This window comes from Streptomyces sp. NPDC015661, from assembly GCF_043077765.1.
Classification (GTDB): Bacteria; Actinomycetota; Actinomycetes; order Streptomycetales; family Streptomycetaceae; genus Streptomyces.
In genome coordinates this window covers 759,773-775,641 of the sequence record NZ_JBIBST010000001.1, presented here as the reverse complement: position 1 = coordinate 775,641, position 15,869 = coordinate 759,773, and the positions used below count along the sequence as shown (strand labels likewise).

Annotated in this window: 15 protein-coding genes; 10 read left to right on the top strand and 5 right to left on the bottom strand. The window is 72.7% G+C overall.

All coding sequences use genetic code 11. The features are described from left to right. Positions 1-44: 44 nt before the first annotated feature. Positions 45-896 (top strand): formyltetrahydrofolate deformylase, encoded by an 852-nt coding sequence (gene purU, locus ACF07V_RS03700; RefSeq protein WP_392151215.1) that lies wholly within the window; start codon positions 45-47, stop codon positions 894-896. Between the two features lie 139 nt (positions 897-1,035). Here purU and ACF07V_RS03695 read toward each other — a convergent pair whose 3' ends face one another. Next, positions 1,036-2,298 (bottom strand): maleylpyruvate isomerase N-terminal domain-containing protein, encoded by a 1,263-nt coding sequence (locus tag ACF07V_RS03695; RefSeq protein ID WP_392151214.1) that lies wholly within the window; start codon positions 2,296-2,298, stop codon positions 1,036-1,038. Continuing rightward, complete coding sequence (locus ACF07V_RS03690; protein WP_351185086.1) at positions 2,295-2,876, bottom strand: sigma-70 family RNA polymerase sigma factor; 582 nt, start codon at positions 2,874-2,876, stop codon at positions 2,295-2,297. Before ACF07V_RS03690 ends, ACF07V_RS03695 begins: the two co-directional genes overlap by 4 nt. Positions 2,877-3,035: 159 nt before the next feature. Here ACF07V_RS03690 and ACF07V_RS03685 point away from each other — a divergent pair, with 159 nt between their 5' ends. Continuing rightward, a complete protein-coding gene (locus tag ACF07V_RS03685) occupies positions 3,036-3,434 on the top strand; it encodes an STAS domain-containing protein (protein WP_392151213.1) in 399 nt (132 codons plus the stop codon). Here ACF07V_RS03685 and ACF07V_RS03680 read toward each other — a convergent pair. Next, complete coding sequence (locus tag ACF07V_RS03680; RefSeq protein ID WP_392151212.1) at positions 3,403-4,920, bottom strand: class I adenylate-forming enzyme family protein; 1,518 nt, start codon at positions 4,918-4,920, stop codon at positions 3,403-3,405. The two genes, ACF07V_RS03685 and ACF07V_RS03680, sit on opposite strands and share 32 nt — an antisense overlap. 174 nt (positions 4,921-5,094) lie before the next feature. On the opposite strand from ACF07V_RS03680, the gene ACF07V_RS03675 reads away from it, so the two are divergent. The 4 genes from ACF07V_RS03675 to ACF07V_RS03660 all read left to right on the top strand — a co-directional run bounded on the left by ACF07V_RS03675 (position 5,095) and on the right by ACF07V_RS03660 (position 9,100). Continuing rightward, entirely contained in the window at positions 5,095-6,297 is a 1,203-nt protein-coding gene (locus ACF07V_RS03675) for an amidohydrolase family protein (RefSeq protein WP_392151211.1), read from the top strand. Beyond that, the gene (locus ACF07V_RS03670; protein WP_392151210.1) at positions 6,297-7,433 is read left to right on the top strand and encodes an acyl-CoA dehydrogenase family protein; all 1,137 of its coding nucleotides are present in this window, start codon (positions 6,297-6,299) and stop codon (positions 7,431-7,433) included. The genes ACF07V_RS03675 and ACF07V_RS03670 overlap by 1 nt, the downstream gene beginning before the upstream one ends. Before the next feature lie 7 nt (positions 7,434-7,440). After that, positions 7,441-8,304, top strand: coding sequence for an acyl-CoA dehydrogenase family protein (locus ACF07V_RS03665; protein WP_392151209.1), 864 nt, complete (start codon positions 7,441-7,443; stop codon positions 8,302-8,304). 352 nt (positions 8,305-8,656) lie between these two features. After that, positions 8,657-9,100 (top strand): ATP-binding protein, encoded by a 444-nt coding sequence (locus ACF07V_RS03660; RefSeq protein WP_392151208.1) that lies wholly within the window; start codon positions 8,657-8,659, stop codon positions 9,098-9,100. Positions 9,101-9,252: 152 nt separating this feature from the next. Here the strand turns inward: ACF07V_RS03660 and ACF07V_RS03655 are convergent, their stop codons facing one another. After that, positions 9,253-10,179, bottom strand: coding sequence for a cyclase family protein (locus ACF07V_RS03655; RefSeq protein ID WP_392151207.1), 927 nt, complete (start codon positions 10,177-10,179; stop codon positions 9,253-9,255). Between the two features lie 101 nt (positions 10,180-10,280). Here ACF07V_RS03655 and ACF07V_RS03650 point away from each other — a divergent pair, with 101 nt between their 5' ends. The 3 genes from ACF07V_RS03650 to ACF07V_RS03640 are packed head-to-tail and all read left to right on the top strand — an operon-like array spanning position 10,281 to position 13,526. Further along, positions 10,281-11,213 carry an SDR family NAD(P)-dependent oxidoreductase gene (locus ACF07V_RS03650; protein ID WP_392151206.1) on the top strand — a complete coding sequence of 311 codons (933 nt, stop codon included), beginning with the start codon at positions 10,281-10,283 and terminating at the stop codon, positions 11,211-11,213. Further along, a complete protein-coding gene (locus ACF07V_RS03645) occupies positions 11,210-12,259 on the top strand; it encodes a Zn-dependent alcohol dehydrogenase (RefSeq protein WP_392151205.1) in 1,050 nt (349 codons plus the stop codon). The genes ACF07V_RS03650 and ACF07V_RS03645 overlap by 4 nt, the downstream gene beginning before the upstream one ends. Before the next feature lie 40 nt (positions 12,260-12,299). Next, a complete protein-coding gene (locus ACF07V_RS03640; RefSeq protein ID WP_392151204.1) occupies positions 12,300-13,526 on the top strand; it encodes an MFS transporter in 1,227 nt (408 codons plus the stop codon). Positions 13,527-13,535: 9 nt separating this feature from the next. On the opposite strand, the gene ACF07V_RS03635 is transcribed toward ACF07V_RS03640, so the two are convergent. Continuing rightward, a complete protein-coding gene (locus tag ACF07V_RS03635) occupies positions 13,536-14,522 on the bottom strand; it encodes a GlxA family transcriptional regulator (protein WP_392151203.1) in 987 nt (328 codons plus the stop codon). Positions 14,523-14,580: 58 nt separating this feature from the next. Between ACF07V_RS03635 and ACF07V_RS03630 the strand changes: the two genes are divergently transcribed. Next, complete coding sequence (locus ACF07V_RS03630; RefSeq protein WP_392151202.1) at positions 14,581-15,834, top strand: MFS transporter; 1,254 nt, start codon at positions 14,581-14,583, stop codon at positions 15,832-15,834. Positions 15,835-15,869 lie beyond the last annotated feature (35 nt).

The following is a 15,869-nucleotide window of genomic DNA, read 5'->3' as shown; positions in this document are numbered from 1 at the left end:
GGACGGCGATCCGCCCGGCGGGGCGCTTGTGGCAGGCTGGCGGAATGACCGACCAGTACGTCCTCACCCTCTCCTGCCCCGACAAGCAGGGCATCGTGCACGCTGTGTCGAGCTATCTCTTCATCACCGGCTGCAATATCGAGGACAGCCAGCAGTTCGGAGACCGCGACACCGGTCTCTTCTTCATGCGGGTCCACTTCTCGGCCGAGGCCCCGGTGACGGTCGACAAGCTCCGGGCCAGCTTCGCCGCCGTCGGCGACTCCTACGCCATGGACTGGCAGATCAACCGCGCCGACCAGCCGATGCGGGTCGTGCTCATGGTCTCGAAGTTCGGCCACTGCCTGAACGACCTGCTCTTCCGGTCGCGGATCGGGGCGCTGCCGGTGGAGATCGTCGCGGTCGTCTCCAACCACCGGGACTTCGAGGAGCTGGTGGGCTCGTACGGGATCCCGTTCCGGCACATCCCGGTGACGAAGGACACGAAGGCCGACGCCGAGGCGGAACTCCTCGACCTCGTCCGCTCGGAGAACGTCGAGCTGGTCGTCCTCGCCCGCTACATGCAGGTCCTGTCGGACGACCTGTGCAAGCAGCTCTCGGGCCGGATCATCAACATCCACCACTCCTTCCTCCCCAGCTTCAAGGGCGCCAAGCCCTACCACCAGGCGCACGCGCGCGGCGTGAAGCTCATCGGCGCGACCGCGCACTATGTGACGGCCGACCTCGACGAGGGCCCGATCATCGAGCAGGAGGTCGAGCGGGTGGGGCACGAGGTGACCCCGGACCAGCTGGTGGCGATCGGGCGGGACGTGGAGTGCCAGGCGCTGGCGCGGGCGGTCAAGTGGCACGCGGAACGCCGAATCCTCCTGAACGGCCGCCGCACGGTCGTCTTCGCGTAACGCCCCCACCTCCGGGCCCGCACCCGGCGCGGGCGGTGCCCCCGCCCGTGTGGGCAATCGCCCCGGCGGAACGCATGCCCACAACGGGGTGGGAACAGCCCCGGCGGGACCGGCGCCCACAACGGGGCGGCGGCGCGGGTTACAGGCGGCTCAAGGAGGCCGCTGCCGACAGGACGTCTCTGATGGCCTCACGGTCGCCGTCCTGGCCCGCCGCCGCCTCCTCCGGCGTGATGTGCCCCGCCACCAGCTGGCAGAACTCGACCCCGTCCATCGCCACCTGCGCCACCGCCCGTTCCGGTGAGCCGAGTGCCGCCGGGGAGTCCAGGGAGATGTACCAGTGGCCGCCGCCCGCGCCCTCCACCTCCAGGTGGAGCGAGCGCCCCGGCGCGCCCGCCGCGACGAGTTCCTTGGCGGGGCCGGCCAGGCCCGTGCGGCGGCGGTTCGCGAGGGCCGCGGGGAGCTGCCGGGCCGCGAGGTCGATCATGCCGTGCAGGTGCGCCCCGCTGGGCGGCGCGTACGGGTAGGCCACCGCCGTCGCGATGTCGTCCGCGTGCAGCCAGCACTCGAAGGCCCGCTCCAGGAGGGAGTCGCGGAGGGGGAGGGCGAAGTCCTTGTAGTTCACCGTCAGGTCCGCCACGCCCCGCCCCGCGAAGGCGACCGTCCGGATCAGGGTGTGCGACTGGTCGCGCCACGGCCCCCGCAGGGACCGGTTCGGCGGCCGGTCCAGGGCCGACCAGAACGCTTCGGTCCGTTCCGTCGGGGAGAGCTCCGGGACCCCGCTGCCGAGCGGGTCGTCGAGGCCGAGCGCCGCCGACACCAGGCCGTCCACGGCCAGGAGGTGGCCGATGACCGCCGCGACGGTCGCCTTGCGGCGCACCACCTGGTCCTCCTCGTACCACTTGAGCCGTACCGGCGTGTGCCACTCGGACTCGCCGATGTCCCGGAGGAGCGCGTCGAGCCGGGCGGTCTCCGCGTCGTACGGGGTGACCCAGTCGGGGACGGGGATACGGGCGGGGCGGCGGCCCAGGCAGTTCTCCAGGACCCGGGAGCGGAGCAGCGGGTCGAGGTCGAGGTCCCGGTCCTCGTGGAGGAGCGTGACGGCGTCGCGGAGCCGGAGGGCCTCGTCGGCGCAGGGCGCGCACGCGGTGAGGTGGTTCTCGACGGCCCTGGTCTCGCCGGTGGAGCACGCCGAGAGCGCCCAGGCCCCGAGCAGGGACTTGAGCACGTTGTGGCTGAGGTCCGGTACCTCCGGCTCCTCCGCCTCGGGCTCTTCCGCCTCCGGTTCCTCCGCCTCTTCCGGCAGCCGTGCGGTCAGGTCCGCGTGGTCGTCGGCGGACCGGCGCGGTCCCGGTATCCAGGGGGCGCGTGCGACGTCGTCCGCGTCGCCGTTCGCCCCGGTCACGGTGTCCGTCCGTAGCCGGGCGGCGAGGATCCTTCGAGGGGGCGGGTGTTGGCGGAGGAGAGCAGCTGGAGTCCGAGCCGGAGGCGCCGGCGGGCCTCGTCCTCGGTGACGCCGAGGTCGGCGGCGGTCTGCCGGTAGTCGCGCCGCTGGAAGTACGCCAGTTCGAGTGCGGCCCGCAGCGGGGCGGGCATGGAGGTCACGATGTAGTCGGCGCGGGCGGCGACCGAGGCGCGGTGGACCTTCTGCTCCAGTTCCTCGGCGGAGCCGAGGCCCGTCTCCGCGTACGCCAGGGTCTCGGCCTGCCGCAGCCGGTGCACGGCCTGCCGCTGGGTCAGCTTGGCGACCCACGAGCGCATGTTGCCCTGCTTCGGGTCGTAGGAGTCGGGGTTCTCCCAGATGTAGCCGAAGACCTCGCGGGTGACCTGGTCGGCGGCCGCGTCGTCGTCGAGGACCCGGTGGGCGAGGCTGTGGACGAGGGCGGCGAACCGGTCGTAGAACTCGCCGAGGGCAGCGGCCTCCCCGCGTGCGAGGCGCTGCTGCATTCTGCGGTCCCAGCGCGGTGGGGTGTCCATCGCCATGAGGGCCTCCGTCCCGGTTCTCCTCCAAAGTAATGCGCCGCTCGGACAACGCACTCCTGTTTGCCGCAAGTGCGCCCTTGACGCGGACGCGGATGGTAAGGAAAGCGTCATCCCTCACGGCGGGGGTTTCGGCGCCTGCTCGTGGGGCAGGCGGGCGGCGTGACGACGATCGAGGTCGACGAGGACGAGCACGGCCCCTGGACGGTTTTCCGCGTCCGGGGGGAACTGGACCTGGTCACCTCCCCCCTGATACGCCGCCGCGTCCACGACGCCGTCGCGGGCGGCCGCCACGACCTGGTGATCGACCTGTCGGCCGTGCGGTTCTGCGACTCCAGCGGTGTCGGCGTGCTGATCGCGTCCCGCCGTCTGCTCCGCTCCTGCGGCGGCCGGCTCCGCCTGATCCTTCCCGTGGACGCCGTGGACGCCGTGGACCGGGACGGCGGGCACGTCGGCCGGGTGCTCTCCGCGCTGGGCGTGCGGCGCCTCTTCGACGTGTACGAGGACGTGCCGGAGGCTCTGGAGGAGGTCACCTGGGCGCCGCCCCGAAGCGCTCCCTGAGCTTGTACTTCAGCACTTTGCGCAGGGTCTCGTTACGCGGGAGGGCGTCCACCACCTCCAGCTGTTCGGGCAGCTTGTGGACGGAGAGTCCGGCCTCCCGCAGAAAGGCCGTGACCTGCGGAAGGGCGAGCGGGGTGGCACCCGGGGGCTGTTCGACGACGGCGCAGACGCGTTCGCCGCGCTCGGCGTCGGGGAGGCCGATGACGGCGGCGTCGCCCACGTCCGGGTGCGTGTGGAGGAGGTCCTCGATCTCCTTGGCCGAGATGTTCTCTCCCTTTCGGATGATGATGTCCTTGATGCGGCCCGTGAGGACGAGATGGCCGCCGGCCGTGAGGTGCCCGACGTCGCCGGTGATGAGGAAGCCGTCCTCGTCGAAGGCGGCGGCCGTCTGCGCCGGGTCGAGATAGCCCCGGCAGACGGCCTCGCCGCGGAGCCGGACCTCGCCGTCGCCGGTGATCCGGATCTCCATGCCGGCGGGCGGGCGGCCCTCGGTGCCGGCGAGGTTCTCGACGGTGTCGTCGGGGTCGCCCATCGTGATCATGGGGACCTCGGTCATGCCGTACCCGTGGGTGAGCTGGCAGCCCAGCTCCTTCCGTACCGCGTGGTAGATCTCGGGCGGCTTGGGCGCCCCTCCGCCCGCGAGCAGGCGGAGGGTGGGGATGACGGGCTTCCCGGGCTGTTTGCGCTGCTCGGTGAGGAACATCGAGTAGAAGGCGGTGGAGCCGCCGGCGACGGTGACGCCGTGCCGGTTGTACTCGTCGAGGGCCTCCGGCAGCGCGAACTGTTCGAACATCACGGCGGGGAACCCGTACAGCAGGAGCATCACCGTGTAGTCGGGCCCGGCGATGTGCGCGTACGGGAAGGCCATCGAGCCGACGTCCTCCGCCGTGAGCCGGAGGGCGTGGGCGAGGCAGGAGCCGCCGGCGAGGAGCGAGCGGTCGGTGTGCAGGACTCCCTTGGGGTCGGAGGTGGTGCCGGAGGTCCAGTAGATCCAGCGGACGTCGGTGCCGGAGGAGGGCGGCGGCGGCAGGACGGCCGGGTCGCCGTCGGGCAGGCTCTCGGGGGAGTACGCCTCGAAGATCCCGCGCGCGCCGAGCCTCCGCGCCATCTCGGCATGGTCGAATCCACGCCAGATTCCGGGGACCGCGAAGAACTCCGCCTTCGACTCGCGCAGCGCGAAGCCGACCTCCTTGTCCCGGTAGAAGGGGATCACCGGGGACTGCACGGCGCCGATGCGGGCGAGCGCGAAGGAGAGCACGGCGGTCTCGATGCGGGTGGGCAGCTGCCAGGCGACGACGGTGCCGGGACGCACGCCCATCCCGTGGAGCCCGGCGGCGCAGCGTTCGGCGCGCTCGCGGAGTCCGCCGAAGGTGAGGACGCGGTCGCCCTGGAGGAGGACGGGCCGGTCGGGGGTGAGGGCGGCGCGGCGTTCGACGAGCTCCCAGAGCGTCCGGGACCCGCCGAGCGTGTGCGCGGTCTCGTTCATGACCGTACTCCTCTCGTCCGTACTCCTCTTGGCTGACGTTCCGTCAGATCGTGCGGTGAGCGTAGAGGTCCGGCGCTTGTCGGTCCAGGGGTGCGCGGCTAGCCTGATGCCGTCAGATCTGACGGGTCATCAGAAACGGGCCGGGAACGGTCCGCCGAATCCGGGAGAGGCTCCATGACGGAACTGCCCCGCATCATCAGCGTCGACGACCACGTGATCGAGCCCGCCCACCTCTTCGAGACCTGGCTCCCGAAGAAGTACCGCGACCGCGGGCCCCGGCCCCTCACGGCCGGCATCGGCGAGCTCGCCTACGTCGCCGGCAAGTACCAGATCACGATGGACCCCGAAGGCCCGCCCACCGACTGGTGGATCTACGAGGACCTCAAGTTCCCGTACAAGCGCAACATCGCCGCCGTCGGCTTCGACCGGGACGACATGACCCTGGAGGGGATCACGCGGGAGGAGATGCGCCGCGGCTGCTGGGACCCGAAGGCCCGCCTCGCCGACATGGACCTCAACCACGTCGAGGCCTCCCTCTGCTTCCCCACCTTCCCCCGCTTCTGCGGGCAGACCTTCGCCGAGGCCCACGACAAGGAGGTCGCCCTCGCCTGCGTGCGCGCCTACAACGACTGGATGGTCGAGGAGTGGTGCGGCGACAGCGGCGGCCGGCTCATCCCGCTCTGCATCATCCCGCTCTGGGACATCGACCTCGCCGTCGCCGAGATCCGGCGCAACGCCGCGCGGGGGGTGAAGGCCGTGACCTTCTCCGAGATCCCCACCCACCTCGGACTGCCGTCGATCCACTCCGGCTACTGGGACCCCTTCTTCGCCGTCTGCCAGGAGACCGGGACGGTGGTGAACATGCACATCGGATCCAGCAGCCAGATGCCGGCCGCGTCCCCCGACGCCCCGCCCGCCGTCCAGGCCTCGCTGAGCTTCAACAACGCCATGGCCTCGATGATGGACTTCCTCTTCTCCGGCGTCCTCGTGAAGTTCCCCCGGCTCAAGCTCGCCTACAGCGAGGGCCAGATGGGCTGGATCCCGTACGCCCTCGAACGCGCCGACGACGTCTGGGAGGAGCACCGGGCCTGGGGCGGGGTACGCGACCTGATCCCCGAGCCCCCGTCCACGTACTACTACCGGCAGATCTTCTGCTGCTTCTTCCGCGACAAGCACGGCATCGCCTCGCTGGACGTGGTGGGCCGCGACAACGCCACCTTCGAGACCGACTACCCGCACGTCGACTCGACCTTCCCCCACACCAAGGACGTCGCCCTCGACCACGTCCAGGGCCTCGACGACGAGACGATCTACAAACTCATGCGCGGCAACGCCATCCGCATGCTGGACCTCGACCTCGACCGGGGCACCGTCTGATGGACCTCTCCTGCACCGACGAAGAAGAGGAGTACCGCGCCCGCCTGAGGGAATGGCTCGCCGCCACCCTGCCGGGCCTCCCCGAGCGCCCCGACCCCCTCGACTGGCCGGCGCGCCGCGCCTACGACTGCGGCTGGCAGCGACGGCTGTACGACGCGGGGTACGCCGACACCCACTGGGACGCCTCCCCCACCCAGCGCCTCATCTTCCTGGAGGAGACCGAACTCGCCGGCGCGCCCTACGTCGGCGCCAACTTCGTCGGCCTCCTCCACGCCGGACCCACCATCGCCGCCGAGGGCACCGAAGCCCAGCGCGCCCGATGGCTGCCGCCGATCCTGCGCGGCGACGAGGTCTGGTGCCAGGGCTTCAGCGAACCCGACGCCGGATCGGACCTCGCCTCGCTCCGCACCCGGGCCGTACGGGACGGAGACGCGTACGTCGTCACCGGTCAGAAGATCTGGACCTCGCACGCCGAGGTCGCCGACTGGTGCGAGCTGCTCGTACGGACCGACCCCGAGGCCGGGTCGAAGCACCGGGGCATCACCTGGCTCGCCCTGCCCATGGACGCCCCCGGCATCACCGTACGGCCGCTGCGCACCCTCGCCGGGTCCACCGAGTTCGCCGAGGTCTTCCTCGACGAGGTGCGGGTGCCGGCGGCCAACCGGGTGGGGGAGGAGAACGACGGCTGGCGGGTCACCATGGTGACCCTGTCCTTCGAGCGCGGCACCGCCTTCGTCGGCGAGGTCGTCGCCTGCCGCCGCCTCCTCGGCGAACTCGCCCGCACGGCCCGCAAGAACGGCACCTGGGACGACCCCTTCCTGCGGCGCCGGCTCGGCAGGCTCTCCGCCGAGTTCCGGGCGCTGTGGCGGCTCACCCAGGCCAACGTCAGCGAGGCCCAGGCGACGGGCGGAGTGCCGGGGGCGGGCGGCTCCGTCTTCAAGCTCCACTACTCGCACGCCCGGCAGGAGCTGTACGACGCGGCCGCCGCCGTCCTCGGTCCCGACGCGCTCGACCTCGGCCGCGACTGGACCCTCGACCGGCTGTCCTCGCTCTCGTACACCATCGCGGCCGGCACCTCCCAGATCCAGCGCAACATCGTCGCCGAGCGCATCCTCGGCCTGCCGAAGGGGCGGTGACTCTGTCGTGGACTTCCGACTCACGGAGGACCAGCGGGCGCTGCGGCGCGGGGTACGGGAACTGCTCGCGCGGCGCTTCGACCGGGAGGCGCTGCGGGAGGCCGTCGCCGAGCCCTGCGTCGACCGGGGGCTGTGGCGGGAGCTCGGCGACGCCGGGTTCTTCGCGCTGTGCCTTCCGGAGGCGGAGGGGGGTGTCGGGCTCGGGCTGCCCGAGGCCGTCCTCGTCTTCGAGGAGGCGGGGAGGGTGCTGCTGCCGGGGCCGTTGGTCGCCACGCATCGGGCGGCGGGGTCCGTGCCGGGGGCGGCGGAGGGGGCCGTTGTCGTGACCTCTGTGGACGAGGGGCTGGTCCCTTGGCTGGACGAGGCCGATGTGGTGCTCGGGGACGTGGGCGGTGCCGTGCCGGTGCGGTCGGTCGATCCGCTGACGCCGCTGCATCGGGTGCCCACGACGGTGGAGCGCCTGCCCGCGGCGGACGGGGTCCTCCTGCTTGCCGCCGAGCAGGTCGGCAGCGCGCGGGCCACCACCGACATGGCCGTCTCCTACGCCCGGCAGCGGGAGCAGTTCGGGCAGGTCATCGGGGGGTTTCAGGCCGTCAAGCATCTCTGTGCCGGGATGCTCGTGCGGGTCGAGCTCGCGCGGGCCGCCGTGTGGGCCGCCGCCGTCACCGGCGACCCCGTCGAGATCGCCGGGGCCAAGCTGCTCGCCGACGACGCCGCCGTGCGCAACGCGCGGGACTGTCTTCAGGTGCACGGCGGGATGGGGTTCACCTGGGAGGCCGATGTCCATCTGCATCTGAAGCGCGCCTGGGTGCGGGCCGAGCTGGGGATGACCGCCGCTCGGGCCGAGGAGACCGTGGCCGCCGGGCTGTAGCTCTGCGCGTGCGGCACGTCACGGAATGTCGATATCGGGTTGTGTCCTTCGGCGGGGCCGTCACGGCCCGGAGTCGGCCTCCGCCTCCGGTACGCTCCGTGGGATGCGAGTGCTCGTTGGCCCGGATCGTCCCGGTGTCGCCCCTGCGGCGGCTCCGCGGCCGGGAATGCCCGCCGCTCGCGCCCGGCGTTCGACTACCCGCAGCGTGCGTCGCACAGTATGGACCATGCGTACTCCTTCGCGCTGGAATATGCCCGAAGCGCTTGTTGCGGTGACTGTACGTCAACCATGCTGTCCCACAAGGGAATCACGTTCCGTAAAGGTGTGTCCGCCGGTTCGGATGGTGTGAGCGGTGCAGGTGCTTCAGGTTCAGTTGGAGGTCGGGCCGGACCCGGCAGAGGTGGGACGAGCCCGGAGGTGGGCCCGGTCGCGGCTCGCCGGGTCGGGCATAGGGGATGACGAGCCGCTCGCCGAGACGCTGGTGCTGCTCATCTCCGAGCTCGTGACCAACGCCGTGGTGCACACGGGCTGCCCGGCCGTGCTGCGGATGCTCTTCGCCGCGGAGGGCAGCGGGGTGCGGGTCGAGGTCGCCGACGCGAGCGACCGCCCGCCGCGGCCCCGGCACGCGGAGGGCGACGACACCAACGGGCGCGGCCTGGAGCTGGTGGACGGTCTCGCGGACCGGTGGGGCTGGCAGCCGGAGGGCGCCGGCAAGAGCATCTGGTGCGAGGTGGACCGGGTCGCGCCGGTGTCGACGACCGTGTCGACGCTGTCGCCCGGTCGGGTGCACTGTTGACGATTCGTTCCGTTTTGCCCACCCTGGGGTGAGCGATTCGTGGCGAGGGGAGCCGAGGGCCGTGGCCCTCGGCGTGTGCGGGTCGCGTCCGGGTGGCGGCGGGCCGTGCCGTGCTCGGGGCGCGTGCGAGCGCGCCGCCGCCCGCGGGACTTTCAGAGGATGGCCACCGGAGCGACCGGCGTGCCCGTGCCGCCGACGAAGGGTTCCGGCATCGCGGAGAGCAGGAAGGCGTAGCGCCCTTCTTGTGCACAGGCTGTGGACAAGGCCTCCAGATTCCAGTTCTGCCCCTGGAGCATGCCCATCTCGACGAGGTCGAGGGCGTGCACGGGCAGCCAGAGGTCCTCGATCTCGGGCGGGAAGATCTCGAAGGTGAGCGTGTCGTTGGCGACGGCCGCGACGTCGTGGGCGTGGAACCACTCCGGCGTACGGACCGAGAGGCCCGGTGACGGGAACGCGTAGCCGTGCTTGTCCCCGGCCAGGTACGCCTGGATCTGCCCGGTCCGTACGAGGACGATGTCCCCGGACCGCACGGTCACCCCGCCGAATTCCGCCGCCTCGTCGAGGTCTTCGGGGGTGACGGCGTGGTCCCCCGGCAGCCGGTCCACCCCCTTCGCGGCGGCCACGTCCAGGAGCACCCCGCGGCTGACGATGTGGCGGGCCGTGTGGATGCCGCTGAACTCGGAGCGGCCGTGCGGGGTGATGGTGGCGGCGGGGCGGCCGTTGTAGATGCGGCCCGAGTGGGAGACGTGCGTCAGGGCGTCCCAGTGGGTGCCGGCCTGCAGGCCGAGGGTCACGGCGTCGTCGCTGGTGGCGACCGTGCCGGGGCCGAAGAGCTCCTGGTTGACCTGGACCATGACGTGGAGCGGATTGACCCGGCCGGGGATCATGCCGGTCTGCACGCCGTCCTGCTGGAGGTCGACGGCGAGCGGGACGCGCAGGCCGGTGCGGACGGTGGCGACGGCTTCCCGCACGACCTCGTCGGTGACCAGGTTGAGCGTGCCGATCTCGTCGTCCTGGCCCCAACGGCCCCAGTTGTTGACGCGCTTGGCGATCTCGTGGAAGGCGGCGGGGAGAGACATCGGGGCCTCCGGGGTCTTGTTTTCCGGTATCTGACGGACCGTAGAATCCTGACGACGAACGAATCTAACGGACCGTCAGAAAGCGCGGGAAGGGGCCGGGCGTGGGGAACTTCTTGGCTGGCAAGGTCGTCGCCGTGACGGGGGCGGGGCGCGGCATCGGCCGCGCCGTCGCCCTCGCGTGCGCGGCGGAGGGCGCGAAGGTCGTCGTCAACGACTACGGGGTGTCCATCGAGGGCGGCGAGCCGACCTCGGAGGTCGCGGAGTCCGTCGTGAAGGAGATCGAGGCGGCGGGCGGGGCGGCGGTCGCCGTAGCCGACGACATCTCCACCATGGCGGGCGGACAGCGGATCGTCGATGTCGCCCTCGCCGAGTACGGGCGGATCGACGGCGTCGTCTGCGTCGCCGGCATCCTGCGCGAGCGGATGCTCTTCAACATGTCCGAGGAGGAGTGGGACCCCGTCGTCGCCACCCACCTGAAGGGCACCTTCACCGTCTTCCGGGCCGCGTCGGCCGTCATGCGCAAGCAGGGCACGGGCACGCTCATCGGCTTCACCAGCGGCAACCACCAGGGCTCCGTCGCCCAGGCCAACTACTCGGCGGCGAAGGGCGGGATCATCTCGCTCGTACGGAGCGCGGCCCTCGGCCTCCACAAGTACGGCGTCACCGCGAACGCCGTCGCGCCGGTGGCCCGCACCCGGATGTCCGCGAACGTCCCCATGGAGCTCAAGGAGATCGGGGAGCCGGAGGACGTGGCGGCGCTCGTCGTCTACCTCCTGAGCGAGCGGGCCCGCGAGGAGAGGATCACCGGCCAGGTGTACACGATCGCCGGGCCCAAGATCGCGGTCTGGGCGCAGCCGAGGGAGCTGCGCGCCGGGTACGCGGAGGGCGGCGGCTGGACCCCCGAACGCATCGCGGACTTCCTGCCCGGGACGGTCGGGACGGACCCGATGCCGATGCTGGCGCAGCTGGAGGAGATGGCCAGGGCGGCGGCCGCGGGGCAGCGCCCCAACGCCGGGAAGGAGAACGGGTCATGAGAGGCGTCGTCTTCGACGGGAAGCAGGTCCAGGTCGTCGACGACCTGGAGGTCCGGGACCCCGGTCCCGGCGAGGTGCTCGTGGCGATCGCCGCCGCCGGGCTCTGCCACAGCGACCTCTCCGTCATCGACGGGACCATCCCGTTCCCGCCGCCCGTCGTCCTCGGCCACGAGGGCGCCGGAGTCGTCGAGGCCGTGGGCCCGGGTGTCACCCATGTCGTCCCCGGCGACCACGTCGCCCTGTCGACGCTCGCGAACTGCGGCGCCTGCGCCGACTGCGACCGGGGCCGGCCGACCATGTGCCGGAAGGCCATCGGGATGCCGGGGCAGCCGTTCTCGCGCGACGGGCAGCCGCTGTTCCAGTTCGCCTCGAACTCCTCCTTCGCCGAGCGGACCGTCGTCAAGGCGGTCCAGGCCGTGAAGATCCCGCAGGACATCCCGCTGACCTCCGCCGCCCTCATGGGCTGCGGAGTCCTCACCGGCGTCGGAGCCGTACTCAACCGGGCTAAGGTCGGCCGCGGCGACACCGTCGTCGTCATCGGCACCGGCGGCATCGGCCTCAACGTCCTCCAGGGCGCCCGGATCGCGGGCGCCCTGACGATCGTCGCCGTGGACACGAACCCGGAGAAGGAGGCGGTGGCCCGGCGGTTCGGGGCGACGCACTTCCTCGCCTCCGCCGACGGCGTGCGGGACATCCTGCCCACCGGCGCCGACCACGTCTTCGAGTGCGTCGGCCACACGGGCCTCGTCCGGACCGCGATCGACCTCCTCGACCGTCACGGCCAGGCGGTCCTGCTCGGCATGACCGCGCCGAAGGCGGAGGCGAGCTTCCTGCCGGCCGCGATGTTCCTGGACAAGTCGATCCTGGGCTGCCGGTACGGCTCCTCGCGGCCGCAGAAGGACATCGCCCTGTACGCCGAGCTCTACCGCTCGGGGGCCCTGCTCCTCGACGAGCTGGTGACGGCGACGTATCCGGTGGAGGAGTTCGCGCGGGCGGCGGAGGACGCGGAGCGGGGGAAGGTGGCGCGGGGGGTGCTGACGTTCTGACCGTCCGGGTGCGGGGCGGCGGCGGGCTACGGTCGTGTCCATGTCCTACCGCGAGCTCGCCACCCGCCCCGTCCTCGCCTGGTCCGCCGTCATGGTCACCGGCCGGCTGCCCGTCGCCATGGCACCGCTCGCACTCGTCTTCCTCGTACGGGAGCGTCCCGGGGGCTACACGCTCGGGGCGGTCCTCGCCGCCGCGTACGTCCTCGGGGAGATCCTCGCCGCGCCCGTCCTCGGCATGCGGCTGAACGCCGAACGGGCCCGGCCGCAGCTCGTCGCCGGGCTCGCGGTCGGGGCCGCCGGGTTCACCGGGCTCGGGCTCGCGCCCGGCGCCCACCCCGTCGTCCTCGCCGCCCTCGCGCTGCTCGCGGGCACCGGCCCCGCCGCCGTGCCCGGCGCGCTGCGGGCCCTGCTCACCAGCCTCGTCCCGGAGCGGGCCGTGACCCAGGCGATGAGCATGGAGTCGATGCTGACCTTCGCCCTGTGGGCGGCCGCGCCCGCGCTCACCACCGGTCTCGCCCTCGGTGTCGCCCCCGCCGTGCCGCTGCTGCTCCAGGGCGCCCTGATGGCGGTCTCGGTGGCCGGGATGTGGCTGCTGCCGGCCGGCTGGTCCGCCGGGGCGCGGGAGAAGGGGGCCTCGATGCGGCGGGCGCTGCTGCGGGCCTGGCCCGTGTACGTCCTGGGGGCCGCCGGCCTCACGCTGCTCGCGCTCGCCGAACTGATCCTGCCCGCCCTCCTCGAACAGCGCGGGATCGGCATCGGCTGGGCGGGCCCGCTGCTCGCGGGGTTCTCGATCGGCTCGGCGGTCGGCGCCTTCGTGTACGGCCTCCGGGGGAGCTGGCCCGGCCCGCTGGCCCTCCAGTCCCTGGTGCTCGTCCTCGCGGTCGCCGCGGGTGTCGCGCTGGTCGCCGTCCTGCCCTGGACGGCGGCGATCGCCGTCGCCCTGGTGGCCGCCGGGCTGCTCCAGGCCCCCGCGAGCCTCACCCGGAACCTGGCGCTCCGGCAGGTTCTGCCGCCGGGCGCGCTCGCCGCCGGGTACTCGGTCATGTACGCGGCGGTGGGAGCGGGTTACGCGGCGAGCGGCACGCTCGCGGGCGGGCTGCTCAAGGTCGTGTCCCCGTCGACGGCGATTCTCTGGGGGGTGGTCCTGACGGTGCTGCTCACCGCGATCGGCGCGGCGGGCGAGCGGCGGCTGACCCGGCGTTCGCCCGCGGTGGCGGAGGGCCGGGACGCTCGGACCGAGGCCGCCCCGGTGGGGGGCGGCGGCTGACGCGGATGGTCAGGCCGGGGTCGCCGCGCCCGTGCGGAAGGTTCGCCGGTAGGACGTCGGGGTCACGCCGATCGCCGTCATCAGGTGCACCCGCAGCGACTGGGCCGTGCCGAAGCCCGCGTCCTGGGCGACCCGGTCGACCGGCAGGCCGGTGGACTCCAGGAGGTGCCGGGCGCGTTCGACGCGCTGCTGGGTGAGCCACTGGCCGGGGCTGATGCCGACCTCGTCGCGGAAGCGGCGCGTGAACGTCCGTACGCTCATCGCCTCCTTCTCCGCCAGGTCCCGCAGCTGGATCGGCTCGTGGAGGTGGGCGAGCGCCCAGGCCCGCGCGGCGGTCGTGGTGTGGGTGCCGGCCTCCGGCAGGGGCCGCTCGATGTACTGGGCCTGGCCGCCGTCCCGGTGGGGCGGTACGACGGTCTTGCGGGCGACGTCGTTGGCGACGGCCGTCCCGTGGTCGCGGCGCACGATGTGCAGGCACAGGTCGATCCCGGCGGCCACACCGGCCGAGGTGAGGACGTCGCCGTCGTCGATGAAGAGGACGTCCGCGTCGACGCGGATGCCCGGGAAGAGGCGCTGGAAGTGCTCGGCGTGCGCCCAGTGCGTGGTGGCCGGGCGCCCGTCGAGGAAGCCGGCCGCGGCCAGCACGTACCCGCCGGTGCAGATGGAGACGAGACGGGTGCCCGGCCGGATGTGCGCGAGCGCCGCCGCCAGCTCCTCGGGGAGCCTGCCCTCGTCGTAGACCGGTCCGAGCTCGTACGAGGCGGGCACGACGACCGTGTCGGCGGTGGCGAGCGCCTCCGGGCCGTGTTCGACGTGGATCGAGAAGTCGGCGTCCGTCCGCACGGGACCGGCGACCGGGGCGCACGTCACGATCTCGTACAACGGGCGTCCCCCGGGATCCTTCGCGCGGCCGAAGATGCGGTGCGGGATGCCCAGCTCGAAGGGGAGGATGCCGGGCAGGGCGAGAACGGCGACGCGGTGCGGCGACGACGGCACGGGCGGTGCTCCCTCCGTAATTCGGTGGTGGTCCAGACCATAGGGCTGGTACGAGTACGTGTCCGTGACGGACAACACGTACAAGTCTGAGGCCGCCGAGCGGATTCCCGCCCCGGTCGGGCCGCCCGCGCTGTGGAACCGTAACTTCCGGCTCTTCTTCGTCGCCCGGGGCGTCGCCGTCTTCGGCGAGGGCATGGTCCCGGTCGCCTTCGCCGCCGGACTCCTCGGAGCCGGCCACCCCGGCTCCACCGTCGGCTACGCGCTCGGCGGCTGGACCGCCGCCTTCGCGCTCTTCGTGCTGTTCGGCGGCGTCCTCGCCGACCGGTTCACCGCCCGCCGCATGATGATCGTCGCCGATCTGCTCCGGCTGCCCGGGGCGGCCGTCCTCGCCGTCTCCTTCACGCTCGGCGGCCCGCCGCTCTGGACCGTGTACTCCCTGTCCGTGCTCAGCGGGTTCGGCGCCGCGCTCTTCCAGCCGGGCGTCGCCTCCACCATCCCGCGCATCGCCCCCGACGTACAGCGCGCCAACGCCGTCCTGCGGGTCGTCGAGGCCCTCATGACCATGGCGGGACCGGCCGCCGCGGGCCTGCTCGTCGCCGTGTGGAGCGCGGGCGCGGCCTTCGCCGTCAACGGCGTCACCTTCGCCGTCAGCGCCGTCTGCTTCCTGCTGATACGCCTCACCCCGATCCCGTCCGACACCGCCCGGCGCGACTCCTTCGCCGCCGAACTCGCCGGCGGCTGGAGGGAGTTCCGCTCCCGGAACTGGCTGTGGGGCGTCATCTCCATCTGGACGGTGTACGGGCTGACCGTCGCCGGACCGATGGTGCCGCTCACGGCGAGCCTGGTCACCGAGGACCACGGCTCGGCGGCGTACGGCGTGCTCATGGCCGTCAACGGCGCCGGCAGCGCCGTCGGCGGCCTCCTCGCGATCCGGCTGCGCCCGCGCCGCCCCCTCGCGGCGGGCGCGGTGGCGCTCCTGGGCCTCCCCGTGAACCTGTTCCTGCTCGGCACCGGCGCACCGGTGGCGGTCCTCGGCGCGGGCCAGTTCATCGGCGGGGCGGCCTTCGCCTTCTGGCTGGTGATGTGGTCCACCTCGGTCCAGACGCACGTGCCGCAGGAGGCCCTGAACCGGATGCACGCGTACGACGTGGCCGGCTCGCTCCTGATGATGGGCGTGGGCCGCACGCTGTCGGGGCCGGTGGCGGCGGTGGTCGGCACGGAGGAGGTGCTGCTGACGGGGGCGGGGATCGCGGTGCTCGTGGTGGCGGCGCTGCTGCTGGTGAAGCCGATCAGGACACTGCCTCGGGCGTAGGGCTCGCGCGGGGAGAGCCTGGCCCGATCCGTGTG